The 23,098-nt window shown below is 59.4% G+C and carries 23 protein-coding genes and 1 tRNA gene; 11 read left to right on the forward strand and 13 right to left on the reverse strand.

What is annotated here, in order from left to right; genetic code table 11:
- The first annotated feature begins 122 nt into the window (after nt 1–122).
- The 3 genes from GOB85_RS00190 (at nt 123) to GOB85_RS00200 (ending at nt 2,977) form a co-directional block, all read left to right on the forward strand.
- Nucleotides 123–1,553, forward strand: a complete 1,431-nt coding sequence (locus tag GOB85_RS00190) for a helix-turn-helix domain-containing protein (protein WP_173575606.1) — start codon at nt 123–125, stop codon at nt 1,551–1,553.
- 261 nt (nt 1,554–1,814) lie between these two features.
- Complete coding sequence (locus GOB85_RS00195; RefSeq protein ID WP_173575607.1) at nt 1,815–2,141, forward strand: hypothetical protein; 327 nt, start codon at nt 1,815–1,817, stop codon at nt 2,139–2,141.
- Between the two features lie 434 nt (nt 2,142–2,575).
- Complete coding sequence (locus GOB85_RS00200; RefSeq protein ID WP_173575608.1) at nt 2,576–2,977, forward strand: VOC family protein; 402 nt, start codon at nt 2,576–2,578, stop codon at nt 2,975–2,977.
- Between the two features lie 129 nt (nt 2,978–3,106).
- On the opposite strand, the gene GOB85_RS00205 is transcribed toward GOB85_RS00200, so the two are convergent.
- The 5 genes from GOB85_RS00205 to GOB85_RS00225 all read right to left on the reverse strand — a co-directional run bounded on the left by GOB85_RS00205 (nt 3,107) and on the right by GOB85_RS00225 (nt 9,050).
- Nucleotides 3,107–3,649 (reverse strand): DUF3035 domain-containing protein, encoded by a 543-nt coding sequence (locus GOB85_RS00205; protein ID WP_173575609.1) that lies wholly within the window; start codon nt 3,647–3,649, stop codon nt 3,107–3,109.
- A 10-nt stretch (nt 3,650–3,659) separates the two neighbouring features.
- On the reverse strand, nt 3,660–4,199 hold the full coding sequence (lspA, locus tag GOB85_RS00210) for a signal peptidase II (RefSeq protein ID WP_173575610.1): 540 nt from the start codon (nt 4,197–4,199) through the stop codon (nt 3,660–3,662).
- Nucleotides 4,196–7,138: an isoleucine--tRNA ligase gene (ileS, locus tag GOB85_RS00215; RefSeq protein WP_173575611.1), complete on the reverse strand. Its 2,943-nt coding sequence runs from the start codon at nt 7,136–7,138 to the stop codon at nt 4,196–4,198. Before ileS ends, lspA begins: the two co-directional genes overlap by 4 nt.
- A gap of 124 nt (nt 7,139–7,262) precedes the next feature.
- Entirely contained in the window at nt 7,263–7,823 is a 561-nt protein-coding gene (locus GOB85_RS00220; protein WP_173575612.1) for a GNAT family N-acetyltransferase, read from the reverse strand.
- A gap of 69 nt (nt 7,824–7,892) precedes the next feature.
- Nucleotides 7,893–9,050 (reverse strand): PepSY domain-containing protein, encoded by a 1,158-nt coding sequence (locus GOB85_RS00225; protein WP_173575613.1) that lies wholly within the window; start codon nt 9,048–9,050, stop codon nt 7,893–7,895.
- A gap of 491 nt (nt 9,051–9,541) precedes the next feature.
- On the opposite strand from GOB85_RS00225, the gene GOB85_RS00230 reads away from it, so the two are divergent.
- Entirely contained in the window at nt 9,542–9,679 is a 138-nt protein-coding gene (locus GOB85_RS00230; RefSeq protein WP_173575614.1) for a hypothetical protein, read from the forward strand.
- Between the two features lie 120 nt (nt 9,680–9,799).
- Here the strand turns inward: GOB85_RS00230 and GOB85_RS00235 are convergent, their stop codons facing one another.
- Nucleotides 9,800–10,009 carry a TOBE domain-containing protein gene (locus tag GOB85_RS00235; RefSeq protein WP_173575615.1) on the reverse strand — a complete coding sequence of 70 codons (210 nt, stop codon included), beginning with the start codon at nt 10,007–10,009 and terminating at the stop codon, nt 9,800–9,802.
- Between the two features lie 31 nt (nt 10,010–10,040).
- Entirely contained in the window at nt 10,041–10,565 is a 525-nt protein-coding gene (locus GOB85_RS00240) for a TlpA disulfide reductase family protein (RefSeq protein WP_242011174.1), read from the reverse strand.
- A gap of 69 nt (nt 10,566–10,634) precedes the next feature.
- Here GOB85_RS00240 and argH point away from each other — a divergent pair, with 69 nt between their 5' ends.
- Both argH and GOB85_RS00250 read left to right on the forward strand, forming a co-directional pair.
- Nucleotides 10,635–12,083 carry an argininosuccinate lyase gene (gene argH / locus GOB85_RS00245; RefSeq protein WP_173575617.1) on the forward strand — a complete coding sequence of 483 codons (1,449 nt, stop codon included), beginning with the start codon at nt 10,635–10,637 and terminating at the stop codon, nt 12,081–12,083.
- Entirely contained in the window at nt 12,080–12,217 is a 138-nt protein-coding gene (locus GOB85_RS00250) for a hypothetical protein (RefSeq protein WP_173575618.1), read from the forward strand. The genes argH and GOB85_RS00250 overlap by 4 nt, the downstream gene beginning before the upstream one ends.
- Nucleotides 12,218–12,407: 190 nt before the next feature.
- Here GOB85_RS00250 and GOB85_RS00255 read toward each other — a convergent pair whose 3' ends face one another.
- From GOB85_RS00255 to GOB85_RS00270, 4 genes are all read right to left on the reverse strand, one after another.
- The gene (locus GOB85_RS00255) at nt 12,408–13,280 is read right to left on the reverse strand and encodes a glycosyltransferase family 2 protein (protein WP_173575619.1); all 873 of its coding nucleotides are present in this window, start codon (nt 13,278–13,280) and stop codon (nt 12,408–12,410) included.
- Nucleotides 13,281–13,469: 189 nt separating this feature from the next.
- A tRNA-Met gene (locus GOB85_RS00260) sits at nt 13,470–13,544 on the reverse strand.
- A 62-nt stretch (nt 13,545–13,606) separates the two neighbouring features.
- Nucleotides 13,607–15,154, reverse strand: a complete 1,548-nt coding sequence (locus tag GOB85_RS00265) for an amino acid permease (RefSeq protein ID WP_173575620.1) — start codon at nt 15,152–15,154, stop codon at nt 13,607–13,609.
- Between the two features lie 304 nt (nt 15,155–15,458).
- Entirely contained in the window at nt 15,459–16,322 is an 864-nt protein-coding gene (locus GOB85_RS00270) for an undecaprenyl-diphosphate phosphatase (RefSeq protein WP_173575621.1), read from the reverse strand.
- 244 nt (nt 16,323–16,566) lie between these two features.
- Between GOB85_RS00270 and GOB85_RS00275 the strand changes: the two genes are divergently transcribed.
- A complete protein-coding gene (locus tag GOB85_RS00275; RefSeq protein WP_173575622.1) occupies nt 16,567–17,028 on the forward strand; it encodes an MlaD family protein in 462 nt (153 codons plus the stop codon).
- Between the two features lie 22 nt (nt 17,029–17,050).
- Here the strand turns inward: GOB85_RS00275 and GOB85_RS00280 are convergent, their stop codons facing one another.
- Both GOB85_RS00280 and GOB85_RS00285 read right to left on the reverse strand, forming a co-directional pair.
- Nucleotides 17,051–18,115 carry an ATP-grasp domain-containing protein gene (locus GOB85_RS00280; protein ID WP_242011212.1) on the reverse strand — a complete coding sequence of 355 codons (1,065 nt, stop codon included), beginning with the start codon at nt 18,113–18,115 and terminating at the stop codon, nt 17,051–17,053.
- Nucleotides 18,116–18,323: 208 nt separating this feature from the next.
- Nucleotides 18,324–18,929: a DedA family protein gene (locus GOB85_RS00285; protein ID WP_173575624.1), complete on the reverse strand. Its 606-nt coding sequence runs from the start codon at nt 18,927–18,929 to the stop codon at nt 18,324–18,326.
- A 206-nt stretch (nt 18,930–19,135) separates the two neighbouring features.
- On the opposite strand from GOB85_RS00285, the gene GOB85_RS19120 reads away from it, so the two are divergent.
- From GOB85_RS19120 to GOB85_RS00305, 4 genes are all read left to right on the forward strand, one after another.
- On the forward strand, nt 19,136–19,660 hold the full coding sequence (locus GOB85_RS19120; RefSeq protein ID WP_242011176.1) for a hypothetical protein: 525 nt from the start codon (nt 19,136–19,138) through the stop codon (nt 19,658–19,660).
- Between the two features lie 146 nt (nt 19,661–19,806).
- Entirely contained in the window at nt 19,807–20,829 is a 1,023-nt protein-coding gene (locus tag GOB85_RS00295; RefSeq protein ID WP_173575625.1) for a lytic murein transglycosylase, read from the forward strand.
- A 101-nt stretch (nt 20,830–20,930) separates the two neighbouring features.
- Nucleotides 20,931–21,719: a septal ring lytic transglycosylase RlpA family protein gene (locus GOB85_RS00300; RefSeq protein ID WP_338422441.1), complete on the forward strand. Its 789-nt coding sequence runs from the start codon at nt 20,931–20,933 to the stop codon at nt 21,717–21,719.
- 9 nt (nt 21,720–21,728) lie between these two features.
- Nucleotides 21,729–23,087, forward strand: a complete 1,359-nt coding sequence (locus GOB85_RS00305) for a serine hydrolase (RefSeq protein WP_173575627.1) — start codon at nt 21,729–21,731, stop codon at nt 23,085–23,087.
- The last annotated feature ends 11 nt before the right edge of the window (nt 23,088–23,098 follow it).

Raw genomic sequence — 23,098 nt, forward strand, 5'->3', positions numbered from 1 at the left:
TTCTGATTCGTCATGATCTCAGTTAAGATGACCGTCGTGATTACTTCCACTTAAAAGGTGATAACTCAGATGAATGTTGTAAATCGCTTCACAAAAATTCGTCTGTATTTGTAAATCCTGTTATGACCGGATCATCCTCCACACGGATCGGCCGCATCGTTCGCAGGCTCCGGCAGGAGCAGGAACTGTCACAGCAGGCGCTGGCGGCACGGCTTGGAATTTCCGCGAGTTATCTCAATCTGATCGAGCACGATCAGCGCAGCGTGACGGCATCGCTTCTGATCAAATTCACACGGGCGCTCGATGTCAGTATCGAGGCGCTTTCAGGAAGCGAAGAACAGAAACTGGAAGCGCTGCTGCGTGAGGCGCTGTCCGACCCGGAGCTTGGCTCGGATATGGAAAACGCCGCTCAGGAGGTGTCTGTGCTGGCAGCCCAGCCCGCCGTGGCGCGGGCGGTGCTGACATTGCATCAGGCGTGGCGCGCGGCGCGGCATGATGCGGCGGGCATGGCCCTGCCCGGTGGTCGGCGGATCATCCTGCCGCAGGAGGAGGTGCGCCGGATTTATGACGAGCGGATGAACCATTTCCCGATTCTTGAAGAGGTTGCCGACAGGATTCGTCAGGATACCGCACGCGATATCGGCCTGCGGCCTGACGAGCCCCTGCCTCAGTCGGAAGTCAACCACGCCATCGCGACCCGGCTGCGTCAGCGTCACGGCGTGATCGTCCAGGTTCTTCCCGTGGCCGATGTGCTCCGGCGTTACGATTCCGTCTCGAAAACACTGGTTCTTTCCGATCTCCTGCCTCGCGAGAGCCGCGGTTTCCAGATGGCGTTTCAGCTTATGCTGTTCGAGGCACGGGAGGCGATCGGATGCATCATTGGCGCTGAAGCACCCAGTTCTGACGAAGCCCGGACCTTTCTGCATATTGGCCTGACAAATTACACCGCGGCAGCGCTTCTTATGCCATACACGGTGTTTCTGGGGGTAGCGGTCTCCAGTCGCTACGATCTGGAAATCCTGAGTCTGCGGTTTGGCGTGTCCTTCCAGCAGGCGGCGCAGCGACTGGCTAGCCTGCAAAGACCAGGCGCACGTGGGGTGCCTTTTTTCTTCGTGCGAAGCGATCCGGCCGGAAATATCACCAAAAGCTTCTCAGCGTGTGGTTTCCCGATCCCGAGACAGGGAAATCCGTGCCCGCAATGGAACGCCTGCACAGCCTTTTCGGCGCCTGGCGAAATTCAGACCCAGATCGCCGCCTTTGCGAACGGCATGACATTTCTTTCCGTGGCTCGCACTCTGCCGGGAACCGTATCCCGCTGGGGCGACCCCCGCCCGATGCAGGTGGTCGCCATCGGTTGCGATATCGCGAGGGCAGGGGAGGTGGTTTACGCTGATCGCCTGAACCTGACCGCACGCCCCACGCCGATCGGCATCTCGTGCCATCTCTGCGACTGGACCGAATGTCGTTCCCGTGCGTTCCCTCCTGTGTCACACCGGCTGACGCCCGATGTAAATCAGCGGGTGGCACGGCCGATCCCGTTCGAGGATGTCTGAGATCATGAGGAGTCAGTCATACCGGAGGATCCGGCCTTTGACCTGTGTGAGACAGAGCAGGTGTGAGACAGGCAGGGCTCCGCCCCGGAACCCGTCAGACGCTCGCCTTTGCAAACCGTTTTATTATAAACAAACCGGATGCGGGGGCCTGCGGTTCCTTCCGGGTTCCGGTTGCGCCCGGACGCTCTCATCCGCGGGTCAGTCTTCACAGCCTCCGGCATCAGATGGAGTGCAATAGTTTCTTTATGGATAAACGATTTTATGAATTATGATGAAAATTCCGAGTTTCAGGAAAAAGAGCGTGAACGGCGGCTGGAGTTACTGATCTGTCGTCTGCCGGCAAAAGGGCAGCCACCCGTGCGCTGGCTTCGGCGTCCAACATCGCGCTGGGCACGGATTCCGGCAGGCGTAATGCTCATTATTGGTGGCATGCTCTCCATTTTACCGTTTCTGGGCCTGTGGATGTTGCCTCTTGGTCTCCTTCTGCTTGCGGAAGACATGCCGCTCCTGCGTCGTGCCAGCAATCGCGTTTTACACTGGATCGAACACAAGCACCCCCGATGGATGGGTCTGCCTGAACAGAACTGACGATCGGCTCATGTTTATAGTCGCGGTGGTCAGGTCTTTTCGAAATACAGCGGGCTATCCCGACACCCCTTAAAGATGACATTCAGAGGCATGTCGTTCTCAGCAACCTGTTCAGGACATCGATGCCCCGTACACATGCCCTTCAGAGTTTCCTCCTTGCAATCCCTGTCCCCGCCGGAAAATTCCGTTCCGATCCCAAACCGAAAATGTCCGCAACTTTCCGGAATCCGCATCGAACTCATCCCGTCTCCGAAACCAGCCAGCAGGCTTCGAAAAATAAAAACTTTCGTATTCCGGGAAAAGACACGTCTTCTGCCTGATACAGAAATCACTCAGGACAGGAATTCAGCCCATAGCGGCTCACTCACCGCCAGCCATCGCCTCTTCCCAGTCGCCTCGCTAAATACTTCCGACAGCGAGAGGGGGTGCTTACGATGGCAAAGATGATTCATTCCATGATCCGGGTTCGTGACGAGCAGGCGTCACTGGCTTTCTATGAAACCGCTTTTGGCCTGAAAGTTGCGGAACGGATTGCCTTCGAGACGTTTACGCTGGTCTATCTCGTCAATGACGAGCAGAAATTTGAACTTGAACTGACAATCAACCATGACCGTGACCGTCCCTATGACCTCGGCGACGGATATGGCCATCTGGCTGTGTCGGTGGACAACATCAAAGCCGAACATGCCCGTTTCGGGCGCGAGAGACTGAACCCTCAGCCGCTAAAGGAACTCGCGCATGATGGCCGTGTCATCGGACAGTTTTTCTTCGTCACTGACCCGGATGGGTACAAAATCGAAGTTCTTCAGCGAGGCGATCCGGGGCGTTTTCTCTGAAAATCCACCCCGCAATAAAAAACCCCGTGTTCTGCCTTCACTGCGTGGGGAAGGGGCAGGTCACGGGGGGCTGTGAGACAGTTACAACATCCGGCCCCCGCCATGATCTGAGCGGCGGACGGATGAACTTCAGAAAATGCCCAGAACTTTGGATTTCTTCGCTTTCACCGTTGGTGTAGCGCCCTTTGTGGGCGCGTTACCCAGCGCGGCATTGGCCTTCAGACGGCGGTTCTCGGCGTCTCCGTCCACAACCGTTCCGGCATTGCCACCCTTCCAGAACAGCAACGCATCGACATAGCCTTCGCCAGCCCTGCCAAGTTCGCCCTGGTCAGGCTCGGCAGCGGCTTCGGATGCCTCGGTGATGAGCATGTTCTGGGCCTCGCTGCCCGAACCGGCTGTGCCATGAAGCGCGACATCGGGCGAGAGCGTCTCAAGCGCCTGCATCCGTTCGCTCTCGTTTTCAGCGATCGGAGTGGTGGCGCCCGCCTGCGGCGCGGCAAGCTCCGAAGTTGGCGGCATGGAGAGCGGAGCCCTGGTTGTTACCGTGTATTCATCCGGCACATTCCGCTGGAGCCCGAACGCACGGGACACCTCTGCGCCGGAGCACCCTGTCAGCAGGGCACTGAGCCCGACCCCAAGTGCAACATGCCGAAATCCGACAATCACTCGCATTCTCTCCGCCTCACCTGTCCCCGGTGCCTGGTCTGACCGCGCCGTGGGCATCCCGCATCCCATGCTGCCGGTCGGCATACAGACTGTCCAGTATCAACCCGATTACACTACACACTATCGCAGCGTCAGCCACATTGAACACGTACCATGACCAGCCAAAAGCATGGGCGTGGATAAAATCGACCACGGCGCCATATCTCAGCCGGTCGAGCACGTTGCCGACTGCCCCGCCCGTGATCGCGCCAAGCAGCAGCGCGATGACCAGCCGCTGCGTCCGCGCCATCCATACGAGGAGGCCTGCGACGATGGCAAGGGACACGGTCGAAAAGAGGAGTCGGCCCGCCGCTCCGGCACCGCCGAGCATGCCAAAGGTAATGGCGTGATTCCAGACCATGGTGAAGTTCAGACCTGGAAAGACGGCCACCGAACCTTTTTCAGGCAGCCGGAAATCGAACAGAATCCAGTATTTCGTCAACTGGTCGAGCACGAACACGGCGCAGGCGCTGACGAGACCCAGGCTCAGGGAGCGGTAGTGCAGTTTCAGGCTCATTCGGAGGCCGGGGTGCAGGTCAGGCCGCGTTCAACGACATCGGCACAGCGCAGGCAAAGCGTGGCATAAGCCGTGTTCTGTCCGACTTCGGGCAGGACACGCCAGCAGCGATCGCATTTTGCGCCAGCCGCCACAGTGACAGTCGGCACGCCGCAGGGCAGGCTGAGAGCGCTCTGAGTCGTCGTTGCCTCTTCGTCCGCCGCCGGCGCCAGGGCGGGAATGATGGTCAGCCCGGCCTGTGAGACAATGGCCAGTTCGGCCCAGTCCACGCCGGCGATCTGGCCTGCCTTATCCTCGAAGACCGGCAGATCGATGCTGGCCTGCAAAGAGGACCCGATCTGCCCGGAACGGCGTCCGGCTTCGATCTCGGTGGTGATGATGCGGCGGACGGCACGCAGGGTGGCCCAGCGATCGCCAAGCTCCGGGTCATTCCATTCCGGGGGCAGTTCGGGGAATGCCTGGAGATGCACGGACGTGTCTGTGCCGAAGCGGGCGGTCCAGGCATCGTCGGCGGTGAAGACGAGAACCGGGGCAAGCCACGTCGTCAGGCAGCGATGCAGGACATCGAGCACTGTGCGGGCGGCACGGCGCTTCAGGCTGTCCTTGCCGTCGCAGTAGAGCGTGTCTTTGCGTACGTCGAAATAGAAGGCGGAGAGATCTGTGGTACAGAACCCGTGCAGAGCCGGATAGACGCCGACCCATTCATGGGTTTCGACGGCGTCCGAGATCAGGCTGCCAAACTCGGTCAGACGGTGCAGAACCCATTTTTCAAGTTCCGGCATCTCCTCGTAAGGCACGGCTTCTTCAGGTGTGAAGCCATCCAGAGCGCCAAGCAGCCAGCGCAGGGTGTTACGCAGGCGGCGATAAAGCTCACCCTGCTGTTTCAGGATCTCCTTACCGATCCGGAGATCTTCATTGGTATCGGAATTCATCACCCACAGACGGAGGATATCCGCGCCCAGACTGTCGTTGACGTCCTGCGGGGCAATGACGTTGCCGAGCGATTTGGACATCTTGCGGCCGGCCTCGTCCAGCACGAAGCCATTGGTGACGAGGGTTTTGTAGGGCGCCACGCCGCGCGTGCCGACACTTTCCAGCAGAGAGGACTGAAACCAGCCTCGATGCTGGTCGGAGCCTTCGAGATAGAGATCCGCCGGGAAGCGCAGGCCAGGCTGGTTCAGCACGAAGGCATGGGTCGATCCGCTTTCAAACCAGACATCGACGACGTCAAAGACCTGTTCGTAATCGGCTGCGTCGTAAGCGTTGCCAAGGAAACGGGCCGGGTCGCTGTCATACCAGGCATCGGCGCTTTCTTCACGAAAGGCGTCGACGATGCGTTTCATCACTTCGGGATCGCGCAGGACCTCGCCGGTTTCCTTATTCACGAATACGGCGATGGGCACGCCCCAGGCGCGCTGACGCGAGATGCACCAGTCCGGACGGCCTTCGACCATGGAAGTCAGCCGGTTACGGGACTGCTCCGGCACGAAGGTGACATCATCAAGCGCCGCAAGAGCCTTGTCGCGGATATGGTTGTGGTCATCCATGCTGATGAACCACTGCGGCGTTGCGCGATAGATCACCGGCGCACGGGACCGCCAGGAGTGCGGATAGGAATGAACAATGGAACTGCGGGAGACGAGCCCGGCGGGGGCGTCTCCGCTGGCACTGGCGCGCTCCATGGCCCCGGCGAGGGCATCGCTGACCGGATCGGCGGCCTTGAAGACGTGGGTTCCGGCGAAGAGCGGCACGCGGTCCACATAGCGTCCGTCATCGGCGACGAGTTCAGGGACTTCGATCCCGTTAGCGCGTCCGACGGCGAAATCGTCCTCGCCGTGAGACGGCGCGATGTGGACGAGGCCGGTGCCTGCGTCGGCGGTAACGAATTCGGCGGGCAGCAGAGGCACATCAAAATCATATCCCTGACCACGCAGGGGATGGGCTGCCACGGCGCCTTCGAGAGCCGAGCCGGGCATGGTGTAGAGGATGTGGTGGGCCAGAACTCCGCAATCGCGGCAGACGGTTTCGATCAGGGATTCGGCAAGCAGGATTTTAGCGCCCGGAGCGAGCAGGGCTTCCGGGCTGGTCTCATCGACGCGCACGACGGCGTAGGTGATCTCAGGATTGAATGCGATGGCGCGGTTGGCCGGGATCGTCCAGGGCGTTGTGGTCCAGATGACGGCGGAGACACCGTCCAGCGCCTGAGCGGAAGTTGGATCTTCAACGAACGGGAAGGCGACATAGATCGTCGTTGACGTATGGTCGTGGTATTCGATTTCGGCTTCCGCCAGCGCGGTTTTTTCGACCGGGCTCCACATAACCGGGCGCAGGCCGCGATAAAGGCTGCCGTTGAGCAGGAAGCGACCGATTTCTTCGGCGATGGTGGCTTCCGAACTGTAATCCATTGTCGAATAACGATGCGCCCACTCGCCCTGCACACCCAGACGCTGGAATTCGCCCATCTGGACATCGAGCCAGCGAGCAGCCCAGGCGCGACATTCACCGCGGAACTGAAGCACGGGAACAGAGTCCTTATCGCGCTTCGCCTTGCGGTATTCTTCCTCGACTTTCCATTCGATCGGCAGGCCGTGGCAGTCCCAGCCAGGAACATAACGCACGGCATATCCGGCCATGCGATGGCTGCGATTGATGACATCCTTAAGGATTTTATTCAGCGCGTGTCCGATATGCAGATGGCCGTTGGCGTAGGGCGGCCCGTCATGGAGCACGAAAAGAGGCCGGCCTTCGGCTGCGTCTCTGATTTTTCCATCGACATCCAGGGTCTGCCAGCGGGCGAGCAGTTCCGGCTCGCGCTTTGGCAGATTGCCTCGCATGGGAAAGGAAGTCTTTGGCAGAAAGACCGTGTCGCGATAACCGTCGGCTGCGGCGCTTTCATGCCCGGCGGGGGCACTGGTTTTGCTGTTGTCCGATCCGGTCATCGTAATCTCGGTCACCCTGTGGGAAAGAATTTCGGGCTGGTGTTATGCGGAGGACCAGGCGCTGAGGTCAAGGCTCGGGGTAGCGGGATGGCAGCATTCCGTGTGGCTGGCAGCTTTTAGCTGGCTAAAGCCGGTTGCCGTGATGACCTGGAGCGTTTTGTGGCTCAGAGGCTGGCCTCTGCTCGTGGCGCAGCAGGCCCATAAGTGCGAGATCCCATCTTTCGCTGCCAGCCTTTGCGGCCTGCCGGCGTGTTCCTTCATGGATAAACCCGGCGCGCTCGTATGTACGGATCGCAGCTGTGTTCCATGAGTAGACATTGAGTTCGACGCGTTCGATCTCAGGACAGGAAAAGGCGACATCAGGCATTTTTCTGATCAGCGGGAGAGCGAGACCCTTACCGCGCGCCTCGGGTGCCAGAATGACACGGGCAATACGCGCGACCCCATCGCGTCTGTCGAGACAAAGCTGGATATGCCCGATGACCTGGCCATTCCGATCGGCGACCATGCGGCATAGCCGGAGCGGAGGGTCGAGACGCTCTTCTTCAGGCATGGTTTCCATCTGGTCTGGCGTGAGCGGATAAGAAACGCCGGTGCCGCCCCATTGCACCACGTCTTTTTCCCCGGAGAACCAGCCAGCAAGGGTTGGAAAATACTCGCGGCAGAATGGAATGAGGGTCAGCATCGGCCAATACGGAACAGAGGCCTGTCTGAAAAACTAACGCACCCGACGGGCCGATCGAACCTCATGCGTTCAGTCAGCCTCTGACAGGCGTTCGGTGAGCGTAGCGGAGACTCTGGCGCTGCGTCGTGCGCTGTCACGACGGCGCAGACTCCACATGACGAATCCTGAAACCGAAAAAAACACCAGTGCAGCACCCGTGACGAAGACGACGGCTTTCCAGAGTGGAGCAATGACTGCCGGGGCGGCAAGCTTTGCCTCGTGAAGGGTGTGCAGCCACTGGAAGGTCCACTCGCCAGTGCGCTGCTGGCCAGGATCACGCGTGATCCGGAGCGAGTCATCATGAGGATTATACTGGACGGTCGCAGGTCGGTTGAGACCATAGGCGGGAAGGGCGACTTCCAGCGACTGCTGGCGCGGGCTCGCTCCGAGCCTTACGTCCAGCAGGCTGGCATCCGGCATGTGGAAGTGTAACGCCTGAAGGGCTGCATCGAGCCCCTTTTCGCCGGGAACATTTTCCATCGGGCTGTGGTGCTCCCCGTGACGGGGACCCTGGTCGGGGCGCTGGATACCGAAGAGTGGGCGTGCGAACGGAAAAGCCAGAATGCTGCCGCTCAGGGCGAGGAACAGCAGCATGGCAGAGGCCCAGAATCCGATACTGACATGGGCTTCACGCCACAGCCGGAGGCCACGGGCGCGGGACGAGATTGTCACTGTTCTGCGCCATTTGCCTGATGCCCACAGAGCCGGGTGAGGCCACCAGAGGATAAGCCCGGTGATGGCCATGCCGGAGAGCAGCAAGCCCATGACGCCGGTCGCGGTCTGGCCGTAGGGCAGGAGGAACAGGTCGGCGTGCAGATTGTGCAGGAAGCGGAAGAAAGCGGGAAAGACGTGCGTGCGGATCACGGACGGCCCGCCCGGGTCCATCAGGACCTCAAACGTCGGGTGTCGTTCACCGGGAGGCCCGAACGTGACGACTGCGCTGTCACCTGCCCAACGGGCAGGGTCGAAACGCAGGGGGATCATTTCCTGCGGCGCCGCCGTCCGGGCGGCTGCGATCATCGCTTCGACGCCCGTTAGCGTGTTCATGGCTGGCGGACCGGCTGGTCTGACCTGCGGCCGTCCTGGCATCAGCAGCGGGATCAGGATCAGCAGCGTGCCGGTCAGACCCTGGAGTGCGAATGGAAGCACCAGAATGAGTCCGATCCATCGGTGAATTTTGCGCAGCACGCCGTGGAATCCTGTTGTTGCGAATGGTTCGCATCATTACCGGGATTCATAAAGATGATCAAGTCTCGTTTCGAAACTGAAGTGTCGTGGACCTAATAAAAACTTGGCGAAATGTGGCTCGTCGGTAAGGGACGGTTTCAGAAGTTTCTCTGCTGAGCGAGCGTGCTCCGTAAGGAGTGCCGTGAGCATCGGAGCACCGGTGCTTTGAAAACAAGCGTCAGATCGCCGGCAGCAAAAGTCATAAAACTGTCTCTGAGACAGGATTGCGCTGATTCTGCCATTGGAAACCGTGCGGTGCTGGTTTTATCATACGGAAAACGGATGAATTTTCGGCAGGTTACAGCCGCACACAACCGGAGAAATGTTCTTTTTCTTTTTGCTGATCAGGAACTTTTCAACCGCACCACGGTTAATGACATGCGGGAAGATAATGATGCGCCGGCATTATGGCGTTTCTTTCTCCGCTGATATTTTCTGAAAGGAGTGTCTTTATGAGCGTGAATCAGAACGACAAACCTAAGGACAAGCCAGTCGAAAAGCGCGACAGCGAACTCGATGAGTCGCTAAAAGAAAGCTTTCCGGCCAGTGACCCGCCATCGCAGGAAGATGTTGTGCGGCCAGATAATTAAGTCATTCTGCCAGTGAACCCGGTGTAAAATCGGGTTCTTCTTTATCGGCTGAAAGTCTCGCGATAGTGAACTGGCAAACGGGCAGTCATCTGACTTCCCGCCGCACACTTCAGGTCGGACTCAGTCGTCCGTGCCGACCATGACATCCGAGGCTTTGATGACCGCATAAGCCTGCCTGCCAGTCTCAAGCTTCAGATCGGCTACGGCCTCGTTGGTGATCGCGGCCATGATGACACTGCCCCCGATATCAATGCTGACATGGGACGTGGTCGCGCCTCTGGTGATGTTTGTGATTGTGCCTCTGATCTGATTGCGGGCGCTAAGTTTCATTTTATCTCTCGGTTTTGTGTCGGGATTACTGTCATGCCAGCAGGTGCCTTATGCTGGCTTCTGCACCCGGGTCATCCCACCGGACAGGACCGGGGTGCCGCGCGATTTCCTGTGCTTCGCGGTTGAGAAACAGTGTCAGAGGAAGTGTCGGTTCTTCAAGGGCTGCGGCGGTACCAGCCCGTGTGTCGTAGAATGATGTGAACGTGCTCAGATTCAGACGGGCCAGAAAGGGCGGAACTTTTTCGGGGCCACGGTGATCGAGGGCAACCGGAATGACGGCGATTCCGTCCTGTCGCAGTTTTGGTGCCAGAGCCGCGAGGGCAGGGAGTTCGGTAACGCACGGGCCGCACCAGGTTGCCCAGAGGTGAAGGATGGCGGGCTGCCCTCTGAAACTGGCCAGGTCCAGCTCATTCCCGTTGCTGTCCGCGAATGTGAGCGGGGGCAGAATCTGTGCGGCGTGAGCCAGGATCTGAGCCGGGGAAACAGGACCATCTGTGGCCGTTGCGGCGCGAAGCGGTTTGCGCGCCATCGGGGCTGCGATTAGGGTGCCCGCCATAATCAGAACGGTGCGCCGACACAGCGATGGGGCTGTCAGTTGGGACCGGATGTCACGTTGAGGCATGCGATGAGTTTGGACGAGCAGGGCAAAACAGGCAAGTCGGGCGAGGCGGCTGCCAATGCGCAGTGGGGCGGACGGTTTGCCGGCGGGCCGTCTGCGATCATGCGTGCGATCAACGTGTCGATTGGGTTCGACAAGGCGATGTGGCGGCAGGACATTGCCGGTTCTCTGGCTCATGCGGCGATGCTGGCAAAGGTCGGGATCATCAGTGCGGCTGATGAGGCGGCGATCCGTGAGGGTCTGACGGAGATCGGTCGTGAGATTGAAACCGGCACATTTGTTTTCGAGGATGCGCTTGAAGACATCCATATGAATATTGAGGCTCGTCTGAGTGAGCGTGTGGGTGAAGCAGGCAAGCGGCTGCATACGGCGCGGTCCCGGAATGACCAGGTTGCAACCGATTTCCGGCTCTGGGTGAGGGATTCGATCGACGGGCTGTCTGCCCAGGTTTCAGCGCTGATGAGATCTCTGGCGACGCGGGCTCTGGAGTATGCGGACACGGCGATGCCGGGGTTCACGCATCTGCAGACGGCTCAGCCGGTGACGTTCGGGCATCACCTTCTTGCTTATGTGGAGATGCTGTCGCGGGATCGCTGGCGGCTCGCGGATGCGCGGAAGCGTCTCAACGAGTGTCCGCTTGGTTCAGCGGCGCTGGCAGGAACATCGTTCCCGATCGACCGCAAGATGACGGCGGCGACGCTGGGTTTTGACCGGCCGACGGCCAATTCTCTGGACGCGGTATCCGACCGGGATTTCGCGCTGGAATATCTTTCGGCGCTGTCGATCATGGCGATGCATCTTTCGCGCTTTGCGGAGGAGATCGTGATCTGGTGTTCGGCGCCATTCAGTTTCATCCGGCTTTCGGATGCTTTCACGACCGGTTCTTCGATCATGCCCCAGAAGCGGAATCCTGATGCTGCGGAGCTGGCGCGCGCTAAAGTGGGTCGTGTGCTGGGATCGTTTGTCGGACTGCTGACGGTGATGAAAGGACTGCCTCTCGCCTATGCCAAGGACATGCAGGAAGACAAGTTACCTGTGTTTGAGGCGACGGAAGCTATGACGCTGACGCTTGCTGCGTGTGACGGCATGGTGCGCGATCTGACGGCGAATGGAGCGCAGATGCGTCGCTTTGCCGGTTCAGGATATTCGACGGCGACAGATCTGGCGGACTGGCTCGTTCGCGTTCTGAAGCTGCCATTCCGCACGGCCCATCATGTGACCGGGCGGCTTGTGGCTATGGCTGAAGCAAAAGGTGTGGATCTTGGCGAACTGACTCTGGCGGAAATGCAGCTGGTCGAACCGGGGATTACGGAAGATGTGTTTTCCGTGCTTTCGGTTGATGCTTCGATTGCCTCCCGTACGAGCGAGGGCGGCACGGCCGGATCGAACGTGCGGCGGCAGGCGGATATCTGGCTGACGCAACTGAACGGTGAGCAGGCAGGAGACGCGGCATGAAGCGCGTTGTCGTCCTGCTTGTGCTTTGTGCGATGCTGTCGCCGCTGGCCGCATGCGGGAAGAAAGGATCTCCCTCCGCTCCCGGGCCATCGAATTGGGTTACCTACCCACGCACATATCCCGCTCCGGACTGAGGCTGGCATTCCGTGGTCTGGTTGCACGACTCCTGATCAGGACGGGGTGATCAGCGTGTAACGACCAGTCTGTTCCGTAGACATAATGTCATCATGCGTCATGCGTCATGCGTCATGCGTCATGCGTCATGCGGGGCATGAGCCTGCTGTCATTCCGTAACAACGGCAGGCTCGTGTTTTATCTGCCGGATCAGAATGTCCCGATGAATCGCTGCGGAAGACGCCAGAGTTCTTCACCGGAAATATGTAAATCCAGTCTGTAGAGATCCTGTTTACGGAACACGGTGCTTTCCGTGACGCGCCCCACCCAGTGACCGAGCGTGACATCGTCTGTCCCGAGACTTATGTCGTCGCGGCGCGGCAATCCGGACATCCCCCGGAGCATATTGTTCCAGTCCGTGTCGGGCATGCGCTGATGTTGTCCCGCTTCCGCGCTTGCCCAGGGCTGTTCACGAGTGCGCGTGAGGCGCGCAAGACCGGATGGCTGATCGGCGTAACGGAGATGGAACAGATAGAGGTCATCAAAAGCCGGCGTATCATCGATGCAATGAAAACCGGGAGCCCAGGTGACGGCTCGCCGGATCAGGACCGGCTTGCACATTGCACTGGAAAACCGGAGCCAGTGGCGCTGTTCGCTGATGGGACGCGCCCAGTCGATAGCCGGCTCCTCATCCTGCTGATGAATGACATCGAAACCGATGGCTGTCCGGACACCGCCAGGCTCAACCGCTGAAGCATATGCGGAGAGAGAGGGAAAACGCGAGGGATCGGCGACCAGCAGTTCGTCCACATCCACGTGAATGACGGCGTCATACCAGTTGAGCAGGGAGGCGCAGAATTCCGAAAGAAACCTGGTCCGTCGGGTGTCATCCTGCGGCGAACGGGGGATACGGACGCGATTCACCTCACCCAGCGATTCTGTGCTGCCATCCGTACTGCCGTGGTCAATGACATAGCACTGTGCGGCGCCGGCCGCCGCAGCATAATGGCGACACCAGACGGGCAGGAGTTCGCCTTCATTATAAGCCATTGTAACGACAGCAAGTGAGGGAGTTTCAGGCATGGCACCATCTGCGAGGCATTAACCAGGAGGGGGCTGAATATCGGGTCATCCGAAGCCCCGGCGTGATCGGGAGACCGTCCACATAGTATTGAAATGGCGAACAGACACGGTCTTCGTCAAGATGCCTGTATTCAGGTCAGACAGACACCCTGTGGTCTGTTCATCATTTTTGCAGGAGAAACCGGCAGATGGTAGCGGCGGACGGATTTGAACCGCCGACCAAGGGATTATGATTCCCCTGCTCTACCGCTGAGCTACGCCGCCATCGTGCCGGTGGGCGTTGAGGTATCCGCGCCCGGCTTTCAAGTCAAGCCGGGTTCTGATGTTCATTCGGCCGCGCTTGTCGAGGCTTCAGCGGCGACGGCAGCAGCAAGTCGCGAATGAACACGGCCGTAAAAGCGATAGATCGCGGCTCCCAGAGCAAAATAGCTCAGAAGCAGTATTGCGGGCGTGGGATTACCTGAAAACAGGTCGCGCAGCACATCGATGACCAGTGGCGCGGCCATTACGAAGCAGAACAGGATTCCGAGCGCCGGGATGATTCCGATCCAGACTCCGCGAACCCGGATTCCTCCCAGCGGCACTCTGAACGGACGCAGAGCGTCCGGACGCGCATTACGGTCCCAGATGACCGTGAAACAGACGACACCGAACGCAGAAGCCGTTCCTATGCTCACGAGGTCGCTGATGATGTCGATGGGCAGCAAAGCTGTCGCTATTGCGACCGTGATGCCAAGGATGATCGAGCCGATCCAGGGCGTGCTGTAACGCGGGTGCAGCATGCTGAAGACGGGCGGGAGCAGGCCGTCACGTGAGATGGTGAAAAAGATCCGGCTCTGGCCATAAAGCAGGCCAAACAGAACGGAGCAAAGCCCGATGACCGCGCCCAGCTTCACCAGCAGGGCCAGTGATGGCCAGCCTATGGCATCCACGGCAAGTGCCAGCGGATCTGCGACATCAAGAGTGCGCCAGGGCACGACGCCGATCAGCACGGCGGCCACGCACATATAGACAACAGTGCAGATGAGGAGCGACCCGATGATACCGATCGGGATATCGCGGCGTGGGTTTCTGGCCTCGGAGGATGCCGTGGAAACGGCTTCGAAACCGACATAGGCGAAGAAAATGATGGAAGCGGCGCGAAAAATACCTGGGATCCCGTAACGGAACGATCCTTCGGAGGGCGGGATGAAAGGGTGCCAGTATTCTGTGTGTACGGAACGCAGTCCGACGATCATGAACACGAAGAGCACGCCGACTTTCAGCATGACAATCGCCGTATTGATTTTGACGGATTCCTGTACGCCCATCACCAGAAACACGGTGACGAACAGCACGACAGCAGCACCGACAAAGTCGATATGAGGTCCGACGGACGCCAGCATGCCAGTGGGTGTGAGTATGGTCTGGATGAACGTCCGGCACAGCATGTCAGGGACGTTGACGCCAAAATCATGCAGGAGGCTGACGGCGTATCCGGAAAATCCCGCGGCGACACCGGCGCAGGAAACGCCGTATTCCAGCAGCAGGAGCCAGCCGACCCACCAGGCTGCACGTTCTCCAAGCGAGACATAGGCATAGCTGTAGGCAGACCCCGAGACAGGCATCGCCGAAGCCAGTTCTCCATAGGCGAGTGCCGTAAACAGGCAGGCGAGCCCGGCGATAACGAAAGAGATGATGATCGCCGGCCCCGCATAGTTTGCCGCGGCTGTGCCGGTCATGACGTAAATTCCGGCACCGATGGTCGAACCGACGCCCAGCATTGTGAGCTGGACCGGACCGAGCGAACGCTTCAGTCCGCTGTTCTCATTTTCCATCTCAATGCGCTCGATGGATTTACGCAGCGCTCGGGCACCGGACAGGGGACGGGTCATGATGGGGTAATGGTCTCCTGCGCAGGATCGGTTCAGTGTGGCACGTTATCTCATTTGCGTACCGGACTGTGTTTAACCAGGAACGTTAACGTAAGGAAACATTCCGTGGAATGGTGGCCCTGCTGAAAGGCACTGTAAAACTCCGTTTTCCGGAAGATAAGCAATAGGAATCCTGAAAAACTCCCGTCAGCGAAAGGCCGTAATCCATTCTTCAAATGAACCTGGTCAGAGAAAACGCACACTTTGACTGCCCGGATTTATCTTGCCGGACGCTCAGAGTGCACCCCCGGCAAACGGAATGCGATCAGAGAACGCCTCCGAGCACGACCAGCGAACCGAGACCGAGTGCGATGCAGTAATAAGCAAACGGAGCCAGTGCCCAGTTATCGTGATTGCGAAAATAACGCATCAGGATCGTAGTGCTGATCAGCGCCGTGATGCCGGACACGACTGCCGCGATGATGCCAATGTGGATCTGTTCGTGCGTGATGGCCATATGACGCATTTTGACAATCTGGTGCGCGGTGGCCGCCAGAATGATCGGTTCAGCCATGAGGAAGGAGAAGCGCGCGGCGACATCGTGATGCAGACCACGGAGAAGGCCGCCGGCAATGGTTGCGCCTGAGCGTGAGAGACCAGGAAAGAGCGCGAGGCACTGGAAGGAGCCTATGAACAGGGCATCTCGCGCGGTGAGGCTTGCGATCGGGCGTGAGGATGCCGTGGCATCCGGCGTGGGGCCAAAGCGGCCGCGCAGTCGCTCTACCGCAAGCAGCAACAGACCGTTCAGGACGAGCAGACCAGCGACGGGCAGCGGAGAGCCGAACAGGTGTCGGAGAATATGCTCCAGAGCGGCGCCGATGATGACAGCGGGAAGCGTGGCGATAGCGAGCAGCCACAGAATTTTGAAGCTTTCGACCCGGTAGCGGCTGCCGTGGAGGCCCAGCGCGCCGCCGATGATAGCGGCCCAGTCACGCCAGAAAAAGACGAACAGAGCCACGGACGTTCCGAGGTGAAGCATGACGAGGAATGGGAGAAAAATTTCGTCGCTCTCGTTGAAGGGCCAGTGAAGCAGGGCTGGCAGGAGAACGGCGTGACCCAGGCTGCTGACGGGAAAAAGCTCTGTCGCTCCCTGCAGGATTGCGATGATAAGAGCTTGCAGCAGTGTCATAAATGACCCTCGTTCTTGTTCTGGACGTTACCTGGCGAGAAAATGACTCGTATCGGATGGCGTCTGACTGAAATTTACCCGAACTTAACGCGGTCCGCTGAACGGCGATACAGTGGTTGTTACGCAATGTTCGCAGGACCCGGGTTATCGGAAGGTGGCAGTGCTTGACGATATACGGATCGCACCCGCTTATTGCCGTCTGGAAGCAGGGGTGGTCCCTGCTGATTGAATTAAGGGGCGCTCAATGGGTCATCGCCGTGAGGCCGGAACGATTGTTTTCAGTTTTGTCGTGCTGGCGGTGACGGCAGGGTTCGCCGTTTATGCTCACAGCACACAGGGCAGTCATGGTGCCGCGCGGTATCCACTCTCCGCGCAGTTCATTTCAGCGAACGGACTGGCAAGAGGGGCGGATGTGGATCTTGGAGGCGTGCCGGTCGGACGTGTATCCGGGATACGTCTGGACCCGGCAAGTGCAATGGCTATTGTCGATTTTGAAGTGAATGACTCGCTGCATTTTCCTGTCGACAGCGTTCTCACTGTGGGAAGCGCGTCGCTCTCCGGGGATTATGCGCTGATGATCGAGCCCGGAAAATCGGCACAACACACCAGACCTGGTGATGTGCTCACAAATACGCGCGAACCTGCGAGTCTGGAACAGCAGGTCAGCAACTATATTTTTGGCAATGGCGGGCTGCCTACGAACTGACCCTGATGCTCCGGTTATATGGTCAATCGTTAAGCGGATAGGATCGCATCAGGCGACGCTGTTCACGCCAGAGACGGATACCACGGAACAGACGCGTGGATTTCCAGCCGCGCTTACGGTTTTCGGCACCAATGCGGAAAGCCTCACCATAATGATGAAACTGTGCGGCATAAGCCTCGCGGAGGGTCGTTCTGGCATCCCATATATGGGTTGCTTCTGAACCGACGCCGTTGATCTCGATAATTTCGAAATCCTTTCCCTGGCGAAGGGCCTCAACGGAACGAAATTTCAGATCAACCCGCCCGAAATGAAATTCGGGAATGTCCTGCATGATGCGGTCAACGGCTGTGACCAGTTCAGGGGTAATATCCGCAGCACCATTGCGGAAGACAGATCCCTTGCAGTGATTACCTGTGAAAACGAGGGGGAGGTGTTCGCCTTCTGGCAGAATGTCATTGAGACGACTGGCCAGACGAGGCCGGTAGATCTGTGGCACGAGACGCGTGCGTGGATCGGCGGCGAGAAGTTCATCAACCGTTGACCTGCCATCGCCGGTAAGGGCGGGGATATCCTTGTAGGTAACCGAGGTGATGCGCCCCTGTCTGTCATTCGCGTGACGGATATAGAACAGGCCGGCTTCATGTTCCCAGGGAATGAGGCGCTGAATAACGAGCCGGACACCACGGGGAAACGCGGCAAGAGCTTCTGCCAGAGCTTCTTTTGTCGCGGTAAGCTTCACGCCGGTGCCATTGCAGCCGATATCGGGCTTCACCACGACAGGCAATGAGATGCCGGCAGCAGCCAGCGCGGATTCGGCGCGGGCGAGATCGTCAGTGTCGGTGTCCAGCACGACATAAGGTGCGATGGCAGTCCGGGCGACATCGCCAGCCATATCGAGGATCGCGCTTTTGCTCTCGCAACAGAGACCACCTGTAGTGATCTTTGGATTGGCGGCTGTCGGCATACCAAAATCGCGATAACGGATACCCAGGGCGATCCACCAGGCGACAATAGGAGTGTAGAACAACCAGCCTGGCCAGAACTCGAAGAAACTGACGGGCTCCTTACTTTCCTTATCGCGCGACAGATTTGTCTGTGTGCGCATCGGATCAGATTTTTTGTCGTGCGATCCGGGCTGACCGTCTGCCGCGTGACCGGTGTTCCCGAGTGAGGGCGGTAAGCCTCGGGCCGGACCGGCATTGCGAGTCGCATTATCCGAAGGTGAGGAAAGGCTGTCACTGGTGGTCATGAGCGACTCTGTGTCCTGCATCTGATCCATTGTCGTCCTGACCTGTTCAGCCGGGGGGGCGCATGCGGGCGACGTGGCGCCCGACGAGAATGATTGACAGGATAAAGCCTGCGATCCCGACCCAGCGCCAGGCCCCCAGACTGTCGAGCAGAACCTGACCGAGACGGAGCGATAGCGCAAACAGCGCCGTTGTCCAGATCAGCGTTGCGACCGCTGTGGCGAAGATGAAAACCCAGAATCCAGCACCAAAAAATCCACTTGCCGTGTAGATGGGTAATCTGGTGCCGGGGATAAAACGGCAGACGAAGACGACGCGGAACAGCGACGCACCGGTCCACCAGCCTCCTGCCGGTGGTGCGGGTGTGCCGTCTCTGCGGGTGCTGGACGGCGCCCAGCGGCGTGCGGCGGGCCAGAATGCCGCGAGTCTTCCCAGACCATAAAGCCCGGCGTCTCCGACAATGATGCCGACATAAAGGGACGGCAGAGCGACCAGAATCGGCACGACACCGCTTCCGACGGCAATAGCGGTCAGGATCGTGGCGCCATCTTCCAGAATGAAGGTGCCGAGCAGAATGGCGATAGCCTGTGCGAGAGGGTCATGAACCGCGGCGGTCAGCCATACAGTCAGCGACCCGGTGGAAGCGAGAGACATGGCGCTGCTCTTCGCACGGTCCGGGCTGATCTCCAATTCCTGCCATGCCGCATGGTTGTGGGTCTGTTGCCGGGATGCATGAATTCGCGCGATAAGTTAACATCCCGGCAAGGTAATCACTCGCGGCGTGTGGAACGACAGGGGGAATGAACGGACGTAAGGCCCCTCAGATTTTGACACGCTTAAATTGAATGGAATTTCCAGCTTTGGCAGCGAAACTGTTTTCGATTGAAGATCTTGCCCGCAGTATCCCCGGCCTGCCTGACAGCGGCCCGGGAAGACTGGCAGCGCTGCGGGCAGCGGCTGGTAACAGACAGGCGCCGGCGGCGCTCGGTGTGCGGCCCCGGCGGTCAGGTCGTGCGTTATCGCCGGAGGTCGTCAGGGTCGCGGAGATCGAAGCTGTAGCCGGCGCGGGCGTTGTGGAAACGCCGGTACAATCGCTGGCTTCTCTCTCAGAGGATGAGGCGCGGGACATTCCCACGGAAGCTCTGTATTTCGACCGCGAATGGTATGTGCGCACTTACCCGGATGTTGCGCAGTCCGGAATGGATCCCGTGCGGCATTTCCGCGAGTGCGGCGACAGGGAAGGGCGCAATCCCAACCCGCATTTTAACGCACGTCTCTATCTGGCCGCCAATCCGGACGCGGCGCATGGGTCGCTCACGCCGTTCGAGCATTTCATTATGTATGGCATCGAAGAGCGCCGCAGGCTTCGTCCTGACATACTCTGACAGCCTTTTCGACGATCCGGGACAAAGTGAGAACCAAAGCGATTGCAGCTCTGGAGCGCAGTTCAGGAACGCCGTAAAGAGACGTCGGCGCGGGTGGACAGATTACCTCTTTCACTGATTCGCAGTTGCTCCGGGAGAGACGCAGAATGGTTCGCTTGATCGGTCGTCGGGCCGCAATTCATGGTCTTGCACTGGCTGGTGTGGGAGCATGCCTGGTTCCGGCGCAGGGGAGAGCACGGCAGTCTGTGTCGACCGGTCCGGCGAGTGCCGGCGGAAGCTACGTGTCATTTCTGGCCGGTGTCCGCAGTCAGGCAGTTGGTATGGGGATCGCGCCTGACATCGCGGCTGAGGCGCTTGCACTGACACGAGAGCCTAACGCAAAGGTTCTGAAGCTGGACCGGCATCAGCCGGAATTCACTCTGACATGGGCACAATATCGCGCGCGCGTAATTTCTCAGGGGAAAATTGACGCGGGACGTGCTGCTCTTGCAGCAAACGGGACGGCGCTTTCAGCAGTCGAATCGCGGGCAGGCGTGGACCGCCAGCCTGTCATGGGAATATGGGGCCTGGAATCCTTTTACGGGCGGCTCACCGGCAGCTTTAATGTGGTCGATGCGCTGGCCACGCTGGCTTATGACGGTCGCCGGTCAGCGTTTTTTCGTGCCGAACTGCTCAAGGCGCTGAAAATTCTCAATGAACGGAGAATTATACCGGCCGGGATGACGGGCAGTTATGCCGGTGCGATGGGGCAGCCTCAGTTCATGCCGAGCGCCTATCTTCAGTATGCGAAGGCGTTTGATGGTTCGGCACGGGCTGACATCTGGAAGACGGTTCCCGACGTGATGATGTCGATTGCGAATTATCTGGCGCGTTGCGGCTGGCGGTCCGGTGAACCATGGGGACAGGAGATTCAGGTTCCGGACTCACTGGCGCAGGGTGATCTTGGCCGGGAGCATACGCGTACTCTTGCGGCATGGATGCAGGCCGGCGTTAAGCGGCTGGATGGCACCCCTTTCACGCGGGCCGACATTGAGGGCGCGGTGCTGCGTCCTGACGGACCGGGCGGACAGGCCTTTATGGTCTATCATAATTTTGGTGTCATCCGCCGCTATAACCCCTCTGATTATTACGCTCTTGGCGTTGGTCTGATGGGTAATCTCACAATATGAACTGCGGCGCACTGAGGTGGACGGCTCTCGCTCCTCTCGCGATTCTGACTGGCTGTCATCCTCCTGCCCCCGCTGCCCCGCCACCGTCTCATGTGCATTACGTGGTTGGAGCGCCATGGGTCGCAAACGGGGTGTGGCATTATCCGCGTCAGGATTTCGCGTTTCGGGAAACAGGGCTGGCTGTCATTGACGCTCCCCCCCGGGGACAGCGTCTGACAGCGGATGGGGAAGTCTATGATGCGATGGCCATGGCTGGCGCACATCCGACGCTTCAGCTTCCGGTCATGGTATCTGTGCGCAACATGGAAAACGGACGGACGATCGAAATCCGCCTGAATGATCGCGGTCCTGCCAATCGGGGCCGGCTGATATCGCTGACACCGGAGGCGGCACGGGCACTGGCGATCGTTCAGGAACCGGCACGAGTTGAAGTGACGGAACTCGAACTGCCGAGCCGGGGGTATGCCGAGACGCTGCCTGGCGGTCCTCTGCTGGATATGCAGGCGGCACCGGTTGGCTTTGTTCAGAAAGAGGCGCTCGACTCGTCGGGACGTCGCGCGGGCATTGCAGGGGCGGGGACAGGTGCGACCGGACCTGGACGGGAGACAGTCGCGTCCGGCACGGCGATTTTGCCGGCGTTACCTGTGACCGTGACGCAGGGCTGGGCGACACCGGGCGCGCTGTGGGTTGAAGCAGGACGGTTTACTGAGCGACGTTATGCCGCACTGGCCGCGGAACGGGCTGGCGGAACGGTGTGGCGCCCCTCAGAAGGCAACGGCCCGGCCTGGGCGGTTCGTGTCGGGCCGTTCGTTCGTGTGGAAGATGCAGACGCAGCACTGGACCGCGCCCTGACGGACGGGTTAACGGGTGCTCACATCATCGTCGAATAGGGATTCAACGTGCAGACCCGACGGATTCTTCTTGTCAGCGGCACAGCCGCTTTTGCCGGTGGTGCTGGTGTTCTCAGCGGGGCTGCCCTGCCGGAAACGGCGCTCGCACGGCCGCGTCATCATGCGCACAAGGCGCCTGCCGAAAATCCGGATGAGACGACCGGCACCGATGTTCCGGGTGCTTCGGCGCCGGCCATGACACCGATCGGGCCAGTTGATACCGTTGCCCGCTGGGCCTGTATCATGGATTTCTCCAGTGGCATGGTGCTGCTTGAAAAGGCGGCTGATGAGCGGATGCCGCCCTCGTCACTGACCAAGATGATGACAGCCTATGTCGTGTTTGCCATGTTGCAGGCAGGACGCCTGAAGCTCGACCAGATGCTGCCGGTCAGCGAGCGTGCCTGGCGGATGCAGGGCTCGAAGATGTTTGTGCCGCTGGGTGAAAGCATTGCGGTCCAGGAACTGATCCAGGGCATGCTGATCCAGTCCGGGAATGATGCGTGCATCGTGCTGGCGGAGGGGATTGCCGGTTCGGAAGAGCAGTTTGTCGCGCTGATGAACGACACGGCGACGAAACTCGGGATGACGAATTCGCATTTCATGAATGCGACAGGGTGGCCTGCCGAAGGACATTACATGTCGGCGCGTGATGTCTGCACAATCGCGATGCATCTGATTCGCGACTATCCGCAGTATTATCATTTTTTCTCTGAGACCGAGTTCAAATTTAACAAGATCAGTCAGGGCAACCGCAATGTGCTCGTGGACAAGGGGCTCGCGGACGGTCTGAAAACCGGTCACACCGATGCGGGTGGCTTTGGTCTCTGCGCGTCTTCCCAGCGTGAGGGCCGGCGGGTGGTGATGGCTCTGAATGGCATGGCGTCTTCGAATGTCCGCGCGCATGAAGGTGAGCGACTTCTGGCATGGTCATTCGCTAATTTTGAACTCGCAACAATCGTGAAAAAGGGGCAGGTGCTGGAGCAGGCACCCGTCTGGATGGGGGAGGCGGCGACGGTGCCGGTTGTCGTGGCACAGGATGTCTCGCTGGTGCTGCCGCATGGCTGGCAGTCGAAAGTGCGTGTCTCGCTTGATTATGCCTCGCCGGTTCTGGCGCCGGTGGCGGCGGGACAGGCGCTTGGGCATCTGACCATCACACTTCCCGGCACACCCGGTGCGGCTGTGCCCACGCCACCGGTTGCCCCCCCGACACCCGAGGCAGGAGTGCCGCCAGTCGTTCCGGCGCCCCCAGCCCCTCCTGCGACATCGGCTGACCGTGTCATAATGGTATCTGTTCAGGCAGGTGCGGCAGTGACAAAGCTGGGTTTTGGCGGCCGGATCGCGTCGCGGCTTGGAATGAGGCATCACTGACGCTGTGGCAG

This window comes from Acetobacter fallax, assembly GCF_011516735.1.
GTDB classification, from domain to species: domain Bacteria; phylum Pseudomonadota; class Alphaproteobacteria; order Acetobacterales; family Acetobacteraceae; genus Acetobacter; species Acetobacter fallax.